This is a genomic window from Streptomyces sp. NBC_00557 (genome assembly GCF_036345995.1).
Taxonomy (GTDB): domain Bacteria; phylum Actinomycetota; class Actinomycetes; order Streptomycetales; family Streptomycetaceae; genus Streptomyces.
This window is the reverse complement of the sequence record NZ_CP107796.1, coordinates 4,622,928-4,639,567: the sequence shown is the minus strand read 5'-3', so window position 1 is coordinate 4,639,567 and position 16,640 is coordinate 4,622,928. Positions and strand designations below refer to the sequence as shown.

Genomic DNA, 16,640 nt, shown 5'->3' with positions numbered 1-16,640 from the left:
AAAAGCGCGAGGCGCTGCTCCAGGGGAGAGCGTCAGCACGCTTCGGCCGATGGAGTACGCACCGGGCTTTCCGGCCGGAATGCGACCGGCTACGGAGTCCCCCACAGGAATCCGTAGCCGGTCTTGTGCGATCAGCCGGTTACAACTGCGGTTGCGGCATCCGCTGCCAGCTGAACGGACCGTAGGTGGTGTCGGTTACGGAGTAGCTGGCGTTCGGGTCGGCTGTCAGTTTCAGCCATTCCAGCGGGGTGGTGCTGCCGTGCACGACGATCCGGTGGAAGTTCGAGACGTTGTAGTAGGGGTGCTCGTTCCACGCGTTGTTGCCCGGGTCGTGGGCGCACACGCTAGCGCCGGTGGCCGGGTCCGTCTCGCCGGTGCACGTCGCCGTCGGCGACAGCGGGTTGTCCGAGCGGTACAGGTGCGAGTCACCGTTGAGCATCAGCACGGGGCGGCCGAACTCGGTCGTTTTCGCTGCGACCTCGCTGATGATCGGCTCGTAGTTCGTGAGGTGGTCCTTGGTCTTGCCGTCGAGGTCCCACATGTCGGCCTGGACCGAGATCACCACGGCCTTGGCGTGACTGGCCCGCGCGTCGGCGAAGGCGGCATCGAGCCAGCGGACGTCGGCCGCGGTCCGGTTGGTCCGCTCGTCGGTCTGCGCCTGAGTCGCGGTCGGCACCTTGTACCAGGGGTCGGCGTCGTTGTTCGAGCCGCCCGGCGCGTTGATGGTCACGAAGGTGATGTCGTTCTGCGTCCACCTCACGTTCTCGACGTACTGCGCGTCGGCCTGGTGGCTCGGGTCGTAGGCGGTGGCCTGGGAGACCACCCTCAGTGTCCCGCTGCCGAGGGTGTGGCCAGGCTGTGCAAAGAAGTCCTGCCGGACTTCGGCGAGGTTGTCGAGTGGGTTGCCACAGTGGTAGCTGACGCAGTCCGCCGGGTTGGTCGACAGGCCGGTTGTGCCGATGTAGTTGATTGCGCCGGAGGTGGAGTCGTAGAAGCCGCCACCCTGGCCGGGCGAGGTGAGGCTTGACGCCTTGTGGCAGTCGGCCCACTCGTTGTCCCCCGGCGTGTACACGAGCGGTTTCGTGAAGCTCTGCCACGCGGACGCGATCGAGGCGTCGTAGTTCTCGGTGCAGAACTCCTTACCAGAGTGAATGTCGCCCACGTGGACGACGTCGCTGACCGTCGGGTCACTGTTGATGGTGCCGATGAACGCCGGAGTCTTCTGGAACTGCGAGGTGTCGGCCGCCTGGCCCGCGGGTGCGTACGCCGACTTGCCGTACGGCGAGTCTCCGAACACGGCGAGCGTCAATGGACCGGTGGCCGCCGATGCCGTGGCGACCGGCACTACGGAAGAGGCAAGGCCAACGGCGACGAGCGTGATGAGCCCGCGCTTCAGCATGCGTCCCAACTTGCGTCCTCTCTCAGGTCCGGTTGCGGGGGGCGCTCCACTGAACTGGATCGCAGCGAGCGCGTCACGGCATCAACGGCGGCCGAGAGATGACGAGCAAGCGAAATTCCGGAGGGGCCCGCATGCCGGTTCCGGCACTCCATGGCGTTTGTAAGTTCGGGACGGCCGTATTCATGAGGGCGCGCAGCAGTGGGTACGCCTTGACCACCGTCGGCTCTTCAACTCCGGACGGATCAGCACCCGTCCGGCATGTTCGCCTCCGCCTCCTCGGCCTCGCCCTGGGCTTCCGGAATGTCGGTCCACTTCTGCCCGCATGCCTCGCCTCGCCGCAGCCCTCGGAGCGCGATCAGGTGGAACAGCACGTACAGGCGGTCCTCCGCGACGTGGTCGAGGAAGAGGCCGGTGTGTTCCGGCGTCCGGACCATCACGGGCGAGGGCTTCTCGCCAGTGCGCTTCCAGTGGAGGATGCGCTCCTCGGTCCACACCAGTGCCTTGGGCCGCTTGCCCGCCTCCAATTCGACGTGAGCCGCTGGGTTGAAGGTGATGAGCTGCTGAGCGATCGCGGCGTTCAGCGCGGCCCGCAGCGTGGAGCGGACCCGCCGGCGGGTAGCCGGGCCCACGATGCGACGGTAGGGCTCCAGTCCCTCGAAGGCGGCTTTCATCACCTTGCGGCGGGCGCGGTGGTCGCGCCCTTTCCACGGGATCTGAGCGAGGTCTTCGAACGCCTTGCGCCGTGCGGCGTTGCCTTCGGCGATCTCGACATTGGCCTCAGCGATGGCCTCGAACATCTCCGACAGGTGGGTGACCCGGAGCCGGTCGAGCCGGTAATGACCGATCCTCGGTTTGAGGTGCACCCGGATATTGCTCTCATCGCGGCTGATGGCACTCTGCCTGCCCTTCTTGCCGGACAGCCATATGTCCAGCCACTCGCCGACGGTGAGGCGGCCCGTCAGGTCCAAGCCGTGGCTGAGGCGCCTGCGCGTCGCCTCCATGTCCGGCAGCGGCGCCTTCTCCTCGGCCACCTTCTCCAGCAGCTCGGCGATCTGGGCCAGGCCCTCGGCGTCGTCGGAGCCGGCGAGGCCGAGCAGGGCGCGGCCGTGGTCGAGGTCGGTCTGGGCGGCCTTGCGGCTGTCGTAGCCGGCGCGGCTGAAGGAGCGGCGGGTGCCGTCTTCGCGGGGCGGTAGCTCCTGGCGTATGGAGTACGAGCCGTGCCTGCGGCTGGAGAGCTCGGGGCACTTCTTGCCGAGCGGCTTGCCGGTGTGGGGGTCACGGCAGTCGATCCAGCGTCTGCGCGACACGGTGCCGCTCGCGCCACGACGACCCGCCGCACGACTGCCGGAGATGGGGCGCTGCGGCGGCCTGCGCCGGGTACCGCTCATGGGCTCGGATCACTCTCCTTTCAGTTCAGTGCCAGTGGGTGGTGTCGTGAGGCGTGGGCTGTGGAGGGCCCTCGTACGGCCATGGCCGCGGTTGAGCCTCGTACGGCCAAGGCTGCGGTTGAGCCTCGTACCGCCGGGGTTCCGGGCGAGACGCGTACGGTCCAGGCTCCGGGACGGCCGCGTACGGTCCGGGGGCGAGGACGGCCTCGTACGGTTCCGGCTGCGCGGGGGCCGCGGTGCGGTGCTCCCCGGAGGACTCCGCCCCCGCCGGCGCCCGCAGACTGCCGTAGCGCTCCATGCGCTGCCAGCGCAGCCGTGAACCGGACACGGCGGTGAAGACGGACTGGATCACCACCAGGTACATGAGCTGGCGGTAGACGAACTGCTGCAGCGGCAGGCTCCACAGCGGGCCGGGGCGTTCTCCGTCCAGGCGGAACGCGTACAGGCCCATGCCGAGTTGCAGCAGCAGGAAGGCCAGCCACAGGGCTGTGATCCGGAGCGGGTCCAGGAAGACCAGGCCGTACACGGCGAAGATGTCGACGACCGGGGCGAGCAGGGGCAGCAGGACCTGGAAGAGGAGGAGGTAGACCAGGCCGCGGCGGCCGAGCTTCCCGGCGGCGCCGCGCTGGACCAGTGCGCCGCGGTGCTTCCACATGGCCTGGAGGGTTCCGTAGCACCAGCGGTACCGCTGGCGCCACAGGGCGTTCAGGGACGCGGGTGCCTCGGTCCAGGCCACCGCGCCCTCCTCGTACACCACGCGCCAGCCGGCCCGGCACAGCGCCATGGTGAGGTCGGTGTCCTCGGCGAGGGTGACGTCGCTGACGCCGCCGAGGTCCAGCAGGGCCCCGCGGCGGAACGCGCCGACGGCGCCGGGCACGGTCGGCATGCACTCGGCGAGGTCGAACAGACGGCGGTCGAGGTTGAAGCCGACGACGTACTCGATGTGCTGCCAACGGCCCAGCAGGCCACCTCGGTTGACGACCTTGGCGTTGCCCGAGACGGCGCCCACGCGGGGGTCGGCGAAGGGCTGCACGATGGTGCGGACGGTGTCCGGTTCGAAGACGGTGTCGCCGTCGACCATGACCACGAGGTCGCAGGAGGCGGCGGCGAGGCCGGTGTTGAGGGCGGCGGGTTTGCCCGCGTTCTCCTGCCGGATCACCCGCGCACCCGGCAGGTGGAGCGACTCCACCAGGTCGGCGGTGCCGTCGGTGGAGCCGTCGTCCACCACGATGATCTCGACCGGATGGTCCGAGGCGAACAGGGAGCGCACGGCCGCCTCGATTCCGGCGCTCTCGTTGTACGCGGGGACGATGACGCTGACCGGTTCGGTCACCGGCGGCCCCCAGGACCCGCCCTGGCCGGCCGCCCCGCGCAGCCGCCGGTGCCGGCGGGCCGCGATCAGTACGGCCACCGCGCGCAGCACGCTGATCGCTCCGGCCGCGTACAACAGCACGCCCAGCAGCCACACGACCCAGTCGCCGGCCTGCAACACGTCGACGAAAGCCATCCCCTGGAGATGATCGCCGAGGCCGGCGGGCTGGATGGGCCCGGCCATGCCGACGGCAGCGCCGACCGTCGCGAACCGGAAGTGCTGTGCCTTGAGCCGGGGGATGAGCAGGTTCAGTGCGGTGACGGTCTGGGAGCGGTCACCGCCGGCGTCGTGCATCAGCAGGATCTGCCCGGTGTGCCCGTGCGGAGTCGCGTTGGCGAGGATGCGGTCCACGCCGGGACGCTGCCAGTCCTCGGCGTCCTGGGTGGAGAGCACCGTGACGTAGCCCGCCGTGTCGGCCTGTTTGAGGACGGACCAGTCGGCGTCGGTCAGCGCGTCGTTCTGCGAGGAGTACGGCGGTCTCAGCAGCGCGGTGGTGACCCCGGCCACGCCGGCCACCGCCAGCTGTGTCTCGTGCAGTTCCAGGGATCGCTGCCACGGGGCGAGGCGGGACAGGTCGGGGTGGGTGAAGGTGTGGATGCCGATCTGATGGCCCTCGGCGACGATCCGGCGGACCAGTTCCGGGTGGGCCACCACCTGGGTTCCGACGACGAAGAAGGTTGCGTGCACGTGGTTGCGGCGCAGCACGTCGAGGATGCGCGGTGTCCAGACGGGGTCAGGGCCGTCGTCGAAGGTGAGGGCGATGGTGCGGTCCCGGGGCCGGGCGGTGCGCACGGCGCCCGCGGCGTTCGCGATCACCGGACCGCCGGCGGTCACCCGGGCGGGCACCGCGTCGCTGCGTCCGCGGGCACCGGTCACGTCGTCCGAGGTGATCCCGAACATGTGGTGGGTGTACCCCTGGAGCAGGAGGGCTGTCGACAGGGTCACCGCGAGCACGCTCAGCAGCAGCCAGTGGGTGCGGGGGGTGATCTGGCGGGTACGGCCGTGGCGGCGGGCGGGAGCGGTACGGCGGCGATCGGTCACGTCAGGGCCTGGGGTCACTTCATGGGCTTGTGGGACGTTCCGAGGGCACGCCCCCGGGGGGAGGAGGTCGGTGTGGGAGTGACGGTGGCCGTCGAGGAAGTGGCCCTGGTGGACGCAGTGGTCGCGGGGGCGGTCGAGGCTGTCGGCCGGACGGGCGGGGAGGTCTGCTGCGCCGTGGGGCGGGAGTCGGCGGCCCCTGCCACGGAGCCGGCACGCCCCGCTGAGTGGCTGGGGCCGGACGGGGAGTCGGAAGCGGTCACGCGGGGCGTCGCCCGGTGCGTGGCGTCCGGCTGCGGGATGAGGGGGGCGCTGACGCCAGGGCCACCCAGCACGGTGCTGATCAGCAGGGCGACATAGCCGCCGGCGGGGATCACCAGCAGCCGGGCGGCGCGCATCACGCGGCGCTGGCGCCGACCCGAGGCATCCACGAAGACCGGCCGCGCCGACTCGCCCTCCGGCGTGTCCGGGGCCGGCTCGGATTCCGATGCCGGCACCGGAACGAAGGGGATGGGCTGTGTGTCGGTCTCCGAGGCGGTCGCGGTGAGGACGTCGCCGTGGCCGGCGTCCCACGCCGGAGCGCCTGCGCCGTCCCACGCCGTCGGGTGAGGCTGCACCCACTGCGCCGGCTGCGCCGGGTCCCAGGTCAGCGTGGCTGTGTCGGCGCCGTACGCCTCCTGGCCGTACCTCTCGTAGCCGTAGCCCCCGCCGCCGTACCCGTTGTGGCCGTACCCCTCGTGGCCGTAGGCATACGTGTACCCGGCGCCGGCGTACGGATCCTCGCCGTACGCTCCGCCGTTTCCGTTCGTCCACTGCACGAGTCGTGTCCCCTGTCCTGGTCGGCCGGCGCGGCCGTCCGCTTGGACAGAGCACGGCGGCCCGAAACTGTTACACCTCGCGCACAACTCGCGCCTCTGACATCCACTTCACCACCGCATCCCCGCACCCGGCCGTGTGCCCGTAGAAGGCCTTCAGTTCCTCGTGCGCCGCCGCGAAGGCGCGCCACGTCTCGGGCTCCGCGAGCACGCCACCGTAGTGCGGCAGCAGTTCGTCCCGGGCGGCATCCCACAGCACCTCGAAGTCGGCCGTCTCAAGGAACCCGGACACCTGGCGGGCCTGGGCCGCCGTCAGCACCAGGAGCGGCGTCTTGCGCCGGTCGGCACGCACCACCGGCCAGCCGCCGAGCACCACCTGGGTCCGGGGCCGGCTCCGGACAGGGGGACGAGGTGAAGCGCCGGTGTAGACGCGCTCCTGGTCCCGGCAGCACCGGACGGTCTCCGCGTCGCCCTCGAAAAGCCGTTCCAGCCATGTCGCGCTGTTGCGCAGTGCCGGGGGCGGCACCGCGCGCAGACGGAGGTACGCACTCATGCCGGAAGGAGCGCACGGAGGCGCCCGGGCGTCACACGGGGCGGACGGAATCGGGGTACGGATCGGACACCGCCGGTCCGATGAGTGGGGTGCAGGGGGCCGGGACCCCGGTACGGGGGTGCGCGGGTCCGGGACCCCGTTCAGTGGTCGGGGCCCCGGCCCCACGCCCCTCCCCGTGCCGCCCACGGGGGGAGACACGAACGGCACGAAGAGGGGTCCGGGGCGGGCTGCGGCACCGGCGGGCAGTCGGCCTCGGCCGACCCGGCACCGCCGCACCCGGCATTCCCCCAGCGCACGGGCCGTACGAAACGTCACCGGAGACACCTGCGGAACCATGAGGGACGCCTGATGCGTGGTGACACTTCCGTGGCGGCGGACGCTGAACACGAGGGGCCGTCGATGCGACCGGAGCGCGGCGGACGAGAGGCACTCGCTATGAACCGGCGTGAACGAGGACGATCTTGGGCCAGGTACGGCAGCCCCGGCGCACGCAGACGCGCGACGGGGAACTGGGCGCGGCGGTCGCACGGGCCCAGGACGGTGACGAGACCGCCTTCGCGATCGCCTACCGGATCGTCCAGCCGGGCCTGCTCGGCTACCTGCGCGGCATCGTCGGCGACGACGCGGAGGACGTGGCGTCCGACGCCTGGCTGGAGATAGCCCGCACCCTCGGGCGCTTCAAGGGCGACGGCGCGGGCTTTCGCGGCTGGACCGCGACCATCGCCCGGCACCGGGCGCTGGACCATCTGCGCCGCCAGCGCGTACGGCCCCGGGCAGGAGGGACCGAACAGGACGTACTGGACCTGGCCGGCCCGCACAGCACCCATGAGCAGGCGCTGGAGTCCCTCTCCACCGAGCGGGCCCTGGAGCTGGTCCGCGGCCTGCCCCGGGACCAGGCCGAGGCCGTGCTCCTGCGGGTCGTCGTCGGCCTGGACGGTCCCGCCGCCGCACGCGTCCTCGGCAAGCGCCCGGGAGCGGTGCGCACCGCCGCCCACAGGGGTCTGAAACGCCTGGCCCGACAGCTCGGGATCGGCGGCGAGGCGGACGAGAGAGTGACGGATGTGACGGATGCGGATTCCCGCACGCTGGGGAAATCGAGATGAACGACGACAGCGGTCCAGCGGACGGGGCATCGGCACATGCCGCGCCGGACGAATCGAACCTGTCGGACAGGAACGGAAGCGGACATGGGTGAACGGCTGAGCGAGGGCGGAGCACCGGGCCGCCACCATGCGCAGCCCGGCAGCGCCGCATCCGGCCCTTGGGATGGGCGTGACGTCGGCGCTCTGGAAACGGTCCTGGCCGCCGCCATACGCCAAGGCGATCCCGATCCCCTGGCCGAACAGCGGGCGGTGGCCGCCTTCCGCGCCGCGGGCCCGCACCGAGCACGCACACGGCGCCGGGACGACTGGCGACCGCCCGAGGAGCGACGTGCCAGGCGCCCGCTGAAGATGACGTTCGGCGTGGCGTTCGCCAGCCTCACCCTGGGCGGTGTCGCGGTCGCGGCCATCGGTTCCGTCGGCTCATCATCAAACGGCTCCGGTGGCGGCCGGGAGACGCCGCACCCGTCGGCGGTCGCTCCGGACCGGCCGGGCGAAACCGCCTCGTCGAAGTCCTCCGACGCGCGGCCGACGGACAGGCCGGCCTCCGCCCAGGACACCGAGGCACACTGCCGCGCCTACGAGCAGGTCCAGGGCCGCGGCAAGGCGCTCGACGCGAAGGTCTGGCAGCAACTCGTCGCGGCGGCCGGCGGCGAGGCCGGGGTGGCCGACTACTGCTCCGTGCAGCTGAGGCGGGCGACGGCGAGCAGCTCTGCCGACACCGGCAAGTCCGGCAAGGATTCGGCAGGCTCCGGCAACGGCGCGACGGGCAGGACCGGCACCTCCTCCGGCAAGGGCACGTCCAACAGCAGCCGTACCTCCGGCAACGGCGCCGGCGGCACGGGTAAGACGGGCGGGGACGGCTGGACAAGCGGCCAGGGCGGCGGGAAGCACAAGTAGCGGCTGCCGTGTGCACAGGGCAGCCGAGCAGCGATCGTCGAAAGCACACACCACGGTGGACGCGGCGACGGGGGTGCTCTGAACTGTCGGTCGCACCACCTGCAACGCCCTCCCAGACAAGGGCTCCATGCGTGCGCGATGCGTGCGCGGACTGCCCGGCACGGGGCAGCATGAGCCGGATCGTGCACGAAGCCGCGTGGTGCTGATCAGGCAGAACAGCACCACGTGGCAGCGTCGGGCACCCCCCGGCAAGGATCCAATCCCACTCCTAAAGCGGGTGTCGCAGGTTCGAATCCTGCCGGAGGCACAGAGAAACACCAGGTCAGGAGCCCTTCCGTCCAGTGGACGGGAGGGCTCCTGCGCTTGCAGCACACATATGGCCCACGTGCCGTGCGCGCGGATGCTGGGGAGCTGTGCAGGATGGCCGTCACGGATGAGCTGGCTCGGCGTCGGTACGAGAAGCTGATCGGCCGGCTCGCATGGATGATGCGGGCGGCTCTTGAGCCGCAGTTCCAGGGCTACCACGGTCAGCTGATCCTGAGCGGCGACGATCTTGCGGGTTGGGCGACCTCAAGGACGTCCGGCATGCAGCTCGGGAAGCGGGACGTCGTCTCGGCTGGAAGACCACCACCCGTCTCGTCGGTGGCCGGATCTTCGTGCTGGACGAGTGGGAGGTACCTGAGGAGATCGAGCGGCTGGCCGGCGACGAGACCGCTGCTGCGATCGACCGAGCCCGGCAGGAGAACCACCGACCGCGAAGTCCGGGTGCTGCTTCTCGATCCTGTCCAGCACCGCCGTCACAGCCTTCCTCTGCTCCGCGGTGCTGTTCTTCTTCCGAAGGGTCGCGACATCGACGAACTTGCCCGAGCGGGCGAACTTGTCTGCCACGGGGCCCTGGGCGAAGGCCAAGCCTTCGAAGAGGAGCCGACCGTCCTTGGTCGCCTCCGCCTTCGAGCGCGGTGCCGAGGTTGAGGATGAAGTGGCGTGGGTCGTGGCCGAGGATGCGGCGGCCAAAAGGGGCCAACGACTTGACGGACCACCCGGCAGAGATCAAGCCAAGCTCGTCAGGGTCCGCATGAGTGCCGTCAGGCTGGGGCAAAGGAAGCATCAGAGCGCGACTATCGTTCTATTTCAATGTGAACAAGCTTCGGTGGCGCGCTTCACAGAAAGGACCTGACGTTGTGTTAGAGAACCGTGCCCCCGCCCTGAGCCGCACCCGTCTGGCGATGGTTTTCTCCATCAAAGCGGCACCCAGGGCGGCCAGGCGGCTGAGGGCATTCTGCTGCGGCCTCGCCGCCGGGACCGCCTACGACCTCATAGCCACGCTGTGGGTCGTCAGCGACTCCAACGGACGCAATGTTCATCTGCCGCCCTACCAGTGGGCCGTCGACGTCCTCGTAGGCGCAGCCGTGGCCTGCGCCGTATGGTTCGCCTCCCGGAGCCGAGCATGAACCACGAGCACGCGCCCCAGCAGGTCACTGTCTGGCACCGCACCTTGATCGCCGGATGGATGCTCGCCACTGGCATCGTCGCAGCGATCGGCTTGATCGTCCTCACCGTTGTAGACGCTCATCACCGATCCTTGACGCTGTGGCTTCTGGTGCTTCCCGCCGCCTTCCTCGTCGTCGGCGCCATCCGCGTCACGGTCTCCCCTCGCGGAGTCACAGCCGGCTCGCTGCTTGTGCCGTTTCTACGGCGGCGCTTCCCTCTCGAACGCATCGAGAGCGCCTCTGCCCGATGGACCAAGCCCACCGAGATCGGAGGCTGGGGCTACCGCTGGAACCCGGGACTCAGCGCCATCTCACTGCGCGAAGGCGATGCCATCTGGCTCACCCTCACAAGCGGCGGCCGGTTCGTCATCACCATCGACGACGCAGGTACAGCCGCCGAGCTGACCAACCACCTGCTCGCACGCGGACACGAAGGTCCCTGACATGTTGGTCACCATCGACCACGCCTCGCCCATGGGCCTCGCCGAGCAGATCGCCGCCTCGGTACGCCGCAGCATGGCGGAGGGGAAGCTCAGAAAAGGCGACCGCCTGCCCTCGGCACGCGCTCTCGCCCGCACTCTGGGCATCAACATGCACACGGTCCTGCGCGGTTACCAGATCCTCAAGGAGGACCGGCTCATCGATCTCCGACCTGGACGCGGAGCGGTCGTTACCGCGGAAGCCGCCAGCCATGCCATGGTCATCGAAGCCTGCCTCCACTTCCTCCAAACCGCTCGCAGATCAGGCATGAGCAGTCAGGAGATCCTGAGTCTCGTCGCCGACCATGTCGAGCCTCCCCCTGGGGCTCCACATAGCCCGGACGACGCTATGTGAGTCGGCCCGCCGTGCCCTTGGGGACCGCGCGGTACTCGTCCGGGCGGGTGCGTCCAGGTCACAGTGCAGCAATAAGCGCTGCGGACCAGTGAGAACTCCCGAGAGCAGTTTTCAGGATCAGCATGCGTTGGGATCCGCGGGGACAGGTGCGAACGGTCGAAGAGCCGGCGCACGAGACTTGGCGGACCCGCACGTACGTGCCGGGTGATCCAGGGCGAGACCGGGCTCGCCGCTGAGGCGGGTCATGAGTCACTGGGCGCCCGCCGAGTCCGGGCCCATGCTGACGACGCCGGTCCTGGCACCTGGCCAGGTCGTAGCGGAGGCCCCCGGACACGTCGCACTCGTGTGGTCGATCTCGTCGTTCGACGGCGCCACCATCAAGACCGGCACCGACTCCTACCGTCTCATGGACGCCTGCGCACGGTGCCGCTGGTCGAAGCCGTTCGTCTTGATCAAAGCGATCCGCGTCGTCGCGTTGTCGCACCCGGAGCGGACGCTGGTTCAGGCTGCGGGCCGGCCTTTGCAGAAGCCGGCTTGCGAGGGCGCGGCTGAGCACGCTCGCGATGGTGGAGCACATTGCATCGCTGACCTGCTGAGCGGTGCCGTCGAACATGACCACCGCGAGGCGAATGCTGGTGCCCGGTCCGCCGATGGCTACGAATTTGATTGCCCGATAGGCGGCGCCACCGCCGACACATTACCTACGCACGCCTTGAATATGACCTTTCCTTGACCCGCCTCCCCTAGGGTCGGAAGCCGCAGTTGCGAACCGGGGGGAGACGACAGCGATGGGTGACGGCAAGGTCCCCGGCAAGGTGCTGGACATCAAGACCGCCGACATCAAGGCGGCGGCACCGGCCTTCCAGAAGGGCGCCACCGATCTGAGCAAGGCGCTGACCACTCTCATCAAGACGCTGGACGGCCTCGGCGAGCCCTGGGGGCATGACGAGCAGGGCAATCAGTTCGGCGGCGTCTACAAGCCGCACCAGAAGTCGATCGAGAGCGCGGCGGGCATCCTGGTGCTCGGGCTGACGAGCATTCACGAGGCCATGGTCGACATGGCCGACGGACACGTGGACAACGACAAGCTCGTCGCGGGCATGTTCAAGGAAGTGAAGACCGACAAGCAGAGCGACGGTGCCGGTGAGCGTTGAGGACAAGGCCCGCCACATCCTTCTCAAGATGGGCCTGTGGTGGCCGGAGGCTGACCCGGACAAGCTGCGGGATGCGGCGAAAGCGTGGCGCGCGTTCGCCGATTCGGTGGATGACGTCCGTTCCCCGGTGCACCGCAGCGCGTCCGGGATCATCCACAACAACACGGGTGAGTCGATCGAGGCGTTCCACAAGTTCTGGGACCGCTATGCCCAGGGCAAGGACGGCGGCTGGCTGAGCGACCTCGCGAAGTCCTCGCGGGACATGGCCAACGGCTTGGACAAGTTCGCCGACGGCATCGATGACGCGATCAACAAGCTCTGGGCGCGGATAGCCATCGACGCGGTTGTGATCGCGGGCGGCATCACGCTGGCCATCATGACCGCGGGCATCGCCTCCGGTGCGGCGGCGGCCGCGGCAGAAGCGGTCATCGAGTTCGGCGCCACGATAGGCGTCGGGGTCTCCGCCGTGGTGGCCGACATCATCGGAGGTGCCTTCGCCGGCGTCGCGTTCGGCGGGGTCGAGTCGGTCACCATCGACGCTGCCGTGGCCCAGCCGCTGCAGATGATGGCCGGTCTGCAGCACGGCTTCAGCCTGGACGAGGTCAACCAGGCCGCCAAGGACGGCATGATCTTCGGCGGCGTGCTCGGAGCGGGCGACGGCCTGCTGACGTCGAGCATGGAAGGCGGCCTTGCCGATACTCCGACGCTGCTGCGCCCACCGTCGCTCCGCCCGGACCTGGTCGATCTGGGTCCGGCGGCCCGCAAAGCCGACGACATGCCGTGTGTGGGCGAGCCGATCGACGTGGCGACCGGCGCGATGCTGATGACGCAGACGGACCTGTCGCTGCCGGGGAGTCTGCCTCTTCAGTTCACCCGCACTCACCTCTCTTCCTACCGGGGCGGCGTCTGCTTCGGCCCGACCTGGATATCCACCCTCGACGAGTGCCTCCAGATCGACGGCGAGGGCGTCGTCTTCGCCGCGGCTGACGGCATGCGCCTGGTGTACCCGGTGCCGGAGCCGGGCGTGCCGACGATGCCGGTGAAGGGCGCCCGCTGGCCGCTGGAGTGGGACGGCAAGCCGGACGGCGCGATGACGGTCACGGACCCGTCGACGGGTGTGATCCGCACCTTCGCCGCACCCGTTCCCTCGCCCACCTTCGGCGTCTTCCACTTGGCCCTCGATTCCTGGAGCGACCGCAACGGCAACCGCATCGACGTCGAACGCGACGACGACGGCATCCCGTTCGGCATCCGCCACTCCGGCGGTTACTACGTCGCCGTCGACACCCAGGGCCCCCGTATCACCGCCTTGCGCCTCCTGGACGAAGCCCCGTCCCGTTACCGCCCAGGCACCGCGCCCGACGAGGGCACGGTCGTCATGCGCTACGGCTACGACCCGTCCGGCAACCTCACGGAGGTCATCAACTCCAGCGGCGAGCCCCTCCGCTTCACGTACGACGCCGAGGGCCGTGTCACCCGCTGGACCGACCGCAACGGCACCTGGTTCTCGTACATCTATGACGAGCGCGGCCGGGTGGTCCGCACTGAGGGCGTCGACGGCATCCTGTCCGGCTCCCTGGAATACGACGACGCCAACCGCACAACCAGGTACAGGGACTCCCAGGGGCATGTCTCGGTCCACCGGTACAACGCTGAGGGCTTGGTGGTAGCGGAGACGGATCCGCTGGGGAATGTCACCCGTACGGAGTGGGATGAGTACGGGGCCCGGCCGCTCGCGGTGACGGACCCGTTGGGACACACGACGCGGTACACGTACGACGACGCCGGAAACCTCACCAGCGTAGTCCTCCCGGACGGCACGCTGGCCCGGGCGGAGTACAACGCCCTTGGCCTGCCGACCGAGGTGGTTGAGCCGGGCGGGGCGGTCTGGCGCCACACCTACGACGACCGTGGCAATGTGAGGGTCACGGTGGACCCAACCGGTGCCGAGACCCGCTATGAGTACAACGGCGGTGGGCAGTTGGCCGCCGTCACAGACGCGCTCGGTCACACACGGAGGATCGTGTCGAACGCGGCTGGCTTGCCGATCAGGCTCAGCGATGAGCTGGGGCACGAGACGACCGTGGGCCGCGACTCATTCGGCCGGATCATCGCAGTGACCGACCCACTCGGTCACACCACACGCATGGGATGGAGCATCGAGGGCAAGCCCAAGTGGCGGGAGTACCCCGACGGCACGCGTGAATCCTGGACGTGGGACGCCGAAGGCAACCTGATCGCGCACACGGATATCGCCGGAAACACAACCGAGCAGACCGCCGCGCCCTTCGACGTCCCGGCAACCCGCACCGACCCGGACGGCACCCGGTACGGGTTCACATACGACACCGAGCTGCGTCTGACTGGCGTCACCAACCCCGAGGGGCGAACCTGGTCGTACCTCTATGACGAGGCTGGCCGGCTGATCGCGGAGACGGATTTCAACGGGCGCACGCTGACGTACGCGTTTGACGCCGCGGGCAGACTGATCGCTCGGACCAACGGCGCCGGCGAGATCCTGCGCTTTACCCGTGATGCGCGCGGCAGGGTCGTGGCCCAGGAAGCCGACAGCGGTGAGATCACGACGTACGCGTACACGCCGGACGGAGACCTCTGCCACGCGGCTAACGCGGACGCCGAGGTGGTCCTGGAACGGGACGCGCTGGGGCGGATCCTCTCGGAGAAGGTCAACGATCGCACGTCGGTCTTCCAGTACGACGCTCTCGGACGTCGCACGCGTCGTGTGGCACCGTCCGGGCTGGCTTCGGACTGGACGTATGACGCGGCCGGTCGACCGGTGAGACTGCGCTCAGCGGCGGGCTCGCTGGACTTTTCGCACGACGCCGCGGGTCGCGAGATCGAGCGCCGGTTCGGGGCGAGAGTGACGCTCACGCAGAGCTGGAGCCCGAACGGGCAGATGACCGCGCAGTCTCTGACCTCTGCTATTGCCGGGACCGTCCCGGACCGCCTCCTTCAGCACCGCACGTACGCATATCGGGTCGACGGCCATCTCGCCGAGATCCGAGAGCTGACTTCGGGCACGCGCCGCTTCGTCCTGGACGACACGGGGCGAGTCACGAAGGTACGGGCGCACGGCTGGACCGAGACGTACGCCTACGACACCACCGGTAAAGTGCAGGAGGTGTCGGCACCCGGCCACGGTTCCCCCGGTGAGCGTGCGTTCGAGGGCACGATCGTTCGCCGGGCGGGACGGACGACGTACGAACACGACGCCCAAGGCCGGCTCATCCGCCGAACGCGCAAACTCCTCAGCGGTAAAACGCATACATGGTCCTACAGCTGGAATGCAGAGGACCGCCTGACCGAGGTGGTAACACCGGATGGCGATCGCTGGAGGTACGCCTACGACCCCCTGGGGCGGCGCATCGCCAAGTACCGCGTGACCGATGACGGATCACCCGCCGACCGTGTCGAATTCTCCTGGGACGACACTCGCCTGGCCGAACAGACACTCTCGGACGGCAAGGTGACCACCTGGGACTACGAACCGGACACGCACCGCCCGGTCACCCAGATCCTTCACACGCCGTCGCATCTCCCCGAGGGAGCCTCCTTCCTCGCGCGACTCGCCGAGGAGACGGGCCCCGAGAACGTCACGCGTTTTCTCGCCGTCATCACCGACAATGCCGGTTCCCCCATGGAACTCGTCGCCGCAGAGGGCGAGGTGGTGTGGCAGCGTCGTAGCACTCTGTGGGGAACCCACGTCCCGGCCGGGACAGACGAGGCCGAATCCGCCACCTGTCCGCTGCGCTTTCCGGGCCAGTACGCCGACGCCGAGTCCGGCCTGAACTACAACTACTTCCGCTACTACGACCCAGAAGTCGCCCGGTACGTCAGCCCCGATCCGCTTGGGCTCGACGCCGCTCCCGATCACCATGCCTACGTCGACGCGCCACTGCTGCTTGTCGACCCGCTGGGTCTGAAGTGCGAAGAGGTAGTTCCCACACCTCGGACCGGGGTCAAGGGGCTGATCAAGGACGCTCAACTCCCCCACAAGGGACGCATCCGTTTCGTCCCGGACAAGAGAGTCTCGGTCAGTACGGGCCTTCCTCGCGGCTCTCGGAAGGGCTATATCGACCGATTCGGTAACGAGTGGATCAAGGGGCCTTCCAGGACCGCCGGGCAGCCGTTCGAGTGGGATGTCCAGCTAAGTAAGCTGGGCAAGGCCAAGCTGGGGTGGCTGAGCAGAGACGGCAGCCACCTCAATGTGTCACTCGACGGCGAGATCACCCACAAGTGACGGCAAAGGACTGACTCCACCATGGCGGACACCCTCCCGTTCTACGCAGAAGTGCGTGTGCTCCGGGCCTCCGACAGACCCCAACTCGAGGGCAGGCTCGGAGGCATCCTCGGCATCACAGAGCCGCCCGACGAAGCGACTCCGCCCGCCTACGCCGTGTTGCTCGACGGAGAAGAGGAGGTATACACATTCCTCCGCGACGAGATTGAGCCCACAGGGAATATGCGAAAGCACGAGGATTACTACTGACGGCCGTCGCGTGTGGATTGGGCTCGCTGTCTGCGTCAAGATGGGTCCGAGATCATCTGTGAGACTCGTCAGAGCGGACTGGGACCA

The 16,640-nt window shown here is 69.1% G+C and carries 14 protein-coding genes and 1 pseudogene; 10 read left to right on the top strand and 5 right to left on the bottom strand.

Annotated elements, in window-relative coordinates; translation table 11 throughout:
- Positions 1-139: 139 nt before the first annotated feature.
- From OG956_RS20045 to OG956_RS20025, 5 genes and pseudogenes are all read right to left on the bottom strand, one after another.
- A complete protein-coding gene (locus OG956_RS20045) occupies positions 140-1,399 on the bottom strand; it encodes a hypothetical protein (RefSeq protein ID WP_330339352.1) in 1,260 nt (419 codons plus the stop codon).
- Positions 1,400-1,701: 302 nt separating this feature from the next.
- Positions 1,702-2,706: pseudogene (locus OG956_RS20040) on the bottom strand (site-specific integrase); the annotation flags it as partial.
- Between the two features lie 106 nt (positions 2,707-2,812).
- Positions 2,813-5,200: a bifunctional polysaccharide deacetylase/glycosyltransferase family 2 protein gene (locus OG956_RS20035; RefSeq protein WP_330339351.1), complete on the bottom strand. Its 2,388-nt coding sequence runs from the start codon at positions 5,198-5,200 to the stop codon at positions 2,813-2,815.
- Positions 5,201-5,214: 14 nt separating this feature from the next.
- Complete coding sequence (locus tag OG956_RS20030) at positions 5,215-6,015, bottom strand: hypothetical protein (protein ID WP_330339350.1); 801 nt, start codon at positions 6,013-6,015, stop codon at positions 5,215-5,217.
- A gap of 70 nt (positions 6,016-6,085) precedes the next feature.
- Positions 6,086-6,565 (bottom strand): DUF1877 family protein, encoded by a 480-nt coding sequence (locus OG956_RS20025; RefSeq protein ID WP_330339349.1) that lies wholly within the window; start codon positions 6,563-6,565, stop codon positions 6,086-6,088.
- A 461-nt stretch (positions 6,566-7,026) separates the two neighbouring features.
- Between OG956_RS20025 and OG956_RS20020 the strand changes: the two genes are divergently transcribed.
- From OG956_RS20020 to OG956_RS19975, 10 genes are all read left to right on the top strand, one after another.
- Positions 7,027-7,668, top strand: coding sequence for an RNA polymerase sigma factor (locus tag OG956_RS20020; protein ID WP_330339348.1), 642 nt, complete (start codon positions 7,027-7,029; stop codon positions 7,666-7,668).
- Positions 7,669-7,752: 84 nt separating this feature from the next.
- On the top strand, positions 7,753-8,565 hold the full coding sequence (locus OG956_RS20015) for a hypothetical protein (RefSeq protein WP_330339347.1): 813 nt from the start codon (positions 7,753-7,755) through the stop codon (positions 8,563-8,565).
- Positions 8,566-8,985: 420 nt separating this feature from the next.
- Positions 8,986-9,537: a hypothetical protein gene (locus tag OG956_RS20010; protein WP_330339346.1), complete on the top strand. Its 552-nt coding sequence runs from the start codon at positions 8,986-8,988 to the stop codon at positions 9,535-9,537.
- Between the two features lie 209 nt (positions 9,538-9,746).
- Positions 9,747-10,016, top strand: coding sequence for a hypothetical protein (locus tag OG956_RS20005; protein WP_330339345.1), 270 nt, complete (start codon positions 9,747-9,749; stop codon positions 10,014-10,016).
- Positions 10,013-10,498 (top strand): hypothetical protein, encoded by a 486-nt coding sequence (locus tag OG956_RS20000; protein WP_330339344.1) that lies wholly within the window; start codon positions 10,013-10,015, stop codon positions 10,496-10,498. Before OG956_RS20005 ends, OG956_RS20000 begins: the two co-directional genes overlap by 4 nt.
- Position 10,499: 1 nt before the next feature.
- Positions 10,500-10,889 carry a GntR family transcriptional regulator gene (locus tag OG956_RS19995; RefSeq protein WP_330339343.1) on the top strand — a complete coding sequence of 130 codons (390 nt, stop codon included), beginning with the start codon at positions 10,500-10,502 and terminating at the stop codon, positions 10,887-10,889.
- A 277-nt stretch (positions 10,890-11,166) separates the two neighbouring features.
- Positions 11,167-11,622, top strand: a complete 456-nt coding sequence (locus OG956_RS19990) for a hypothetical protein (protein ID WP_330339342.1) — start codon at positions 11,167-11,169, stop codon at positions 11,620-11,622.
- A 55-nt stretch (positions 11,623-11,677) separates the two neighbouring features.
- Entirely contained in the window at positions 11,678-12,043 is a 366-nt protein-coding gene (locus OG956_RS19985) for a hypothetical protein (protein WP_330339341.1), read from the top strand.
- Positions 12,033-16,304: a polymorphic toxin type 17 domain-containing protein gene (locus OG956_RS19980; RefSeq protein WP_330339340.1), complete on the top strand. Its 4,272-nt coding sequence runs from the start codon at positions 12,033-12,035 to the stop codon at positions 16,302-16,304. Before OG956_RS19985 ends, OG956_RS19980 begins: the two co-directional genes overlap by 11 nt.
- Positions 16,305-16,325: 21 nt before the next feature.
- Positions 16,326-16,553, top strand: coding sequence for a hypothetical protein (locus tag OG956_RS19975; protein ID WP_330339339.1), 228 nt, complete (start codon positions 16,326-16,328; stop codon positions 16,551-16,553).
- Positions 16,554-16,640 lie beyond the last annotated feature (87 nt).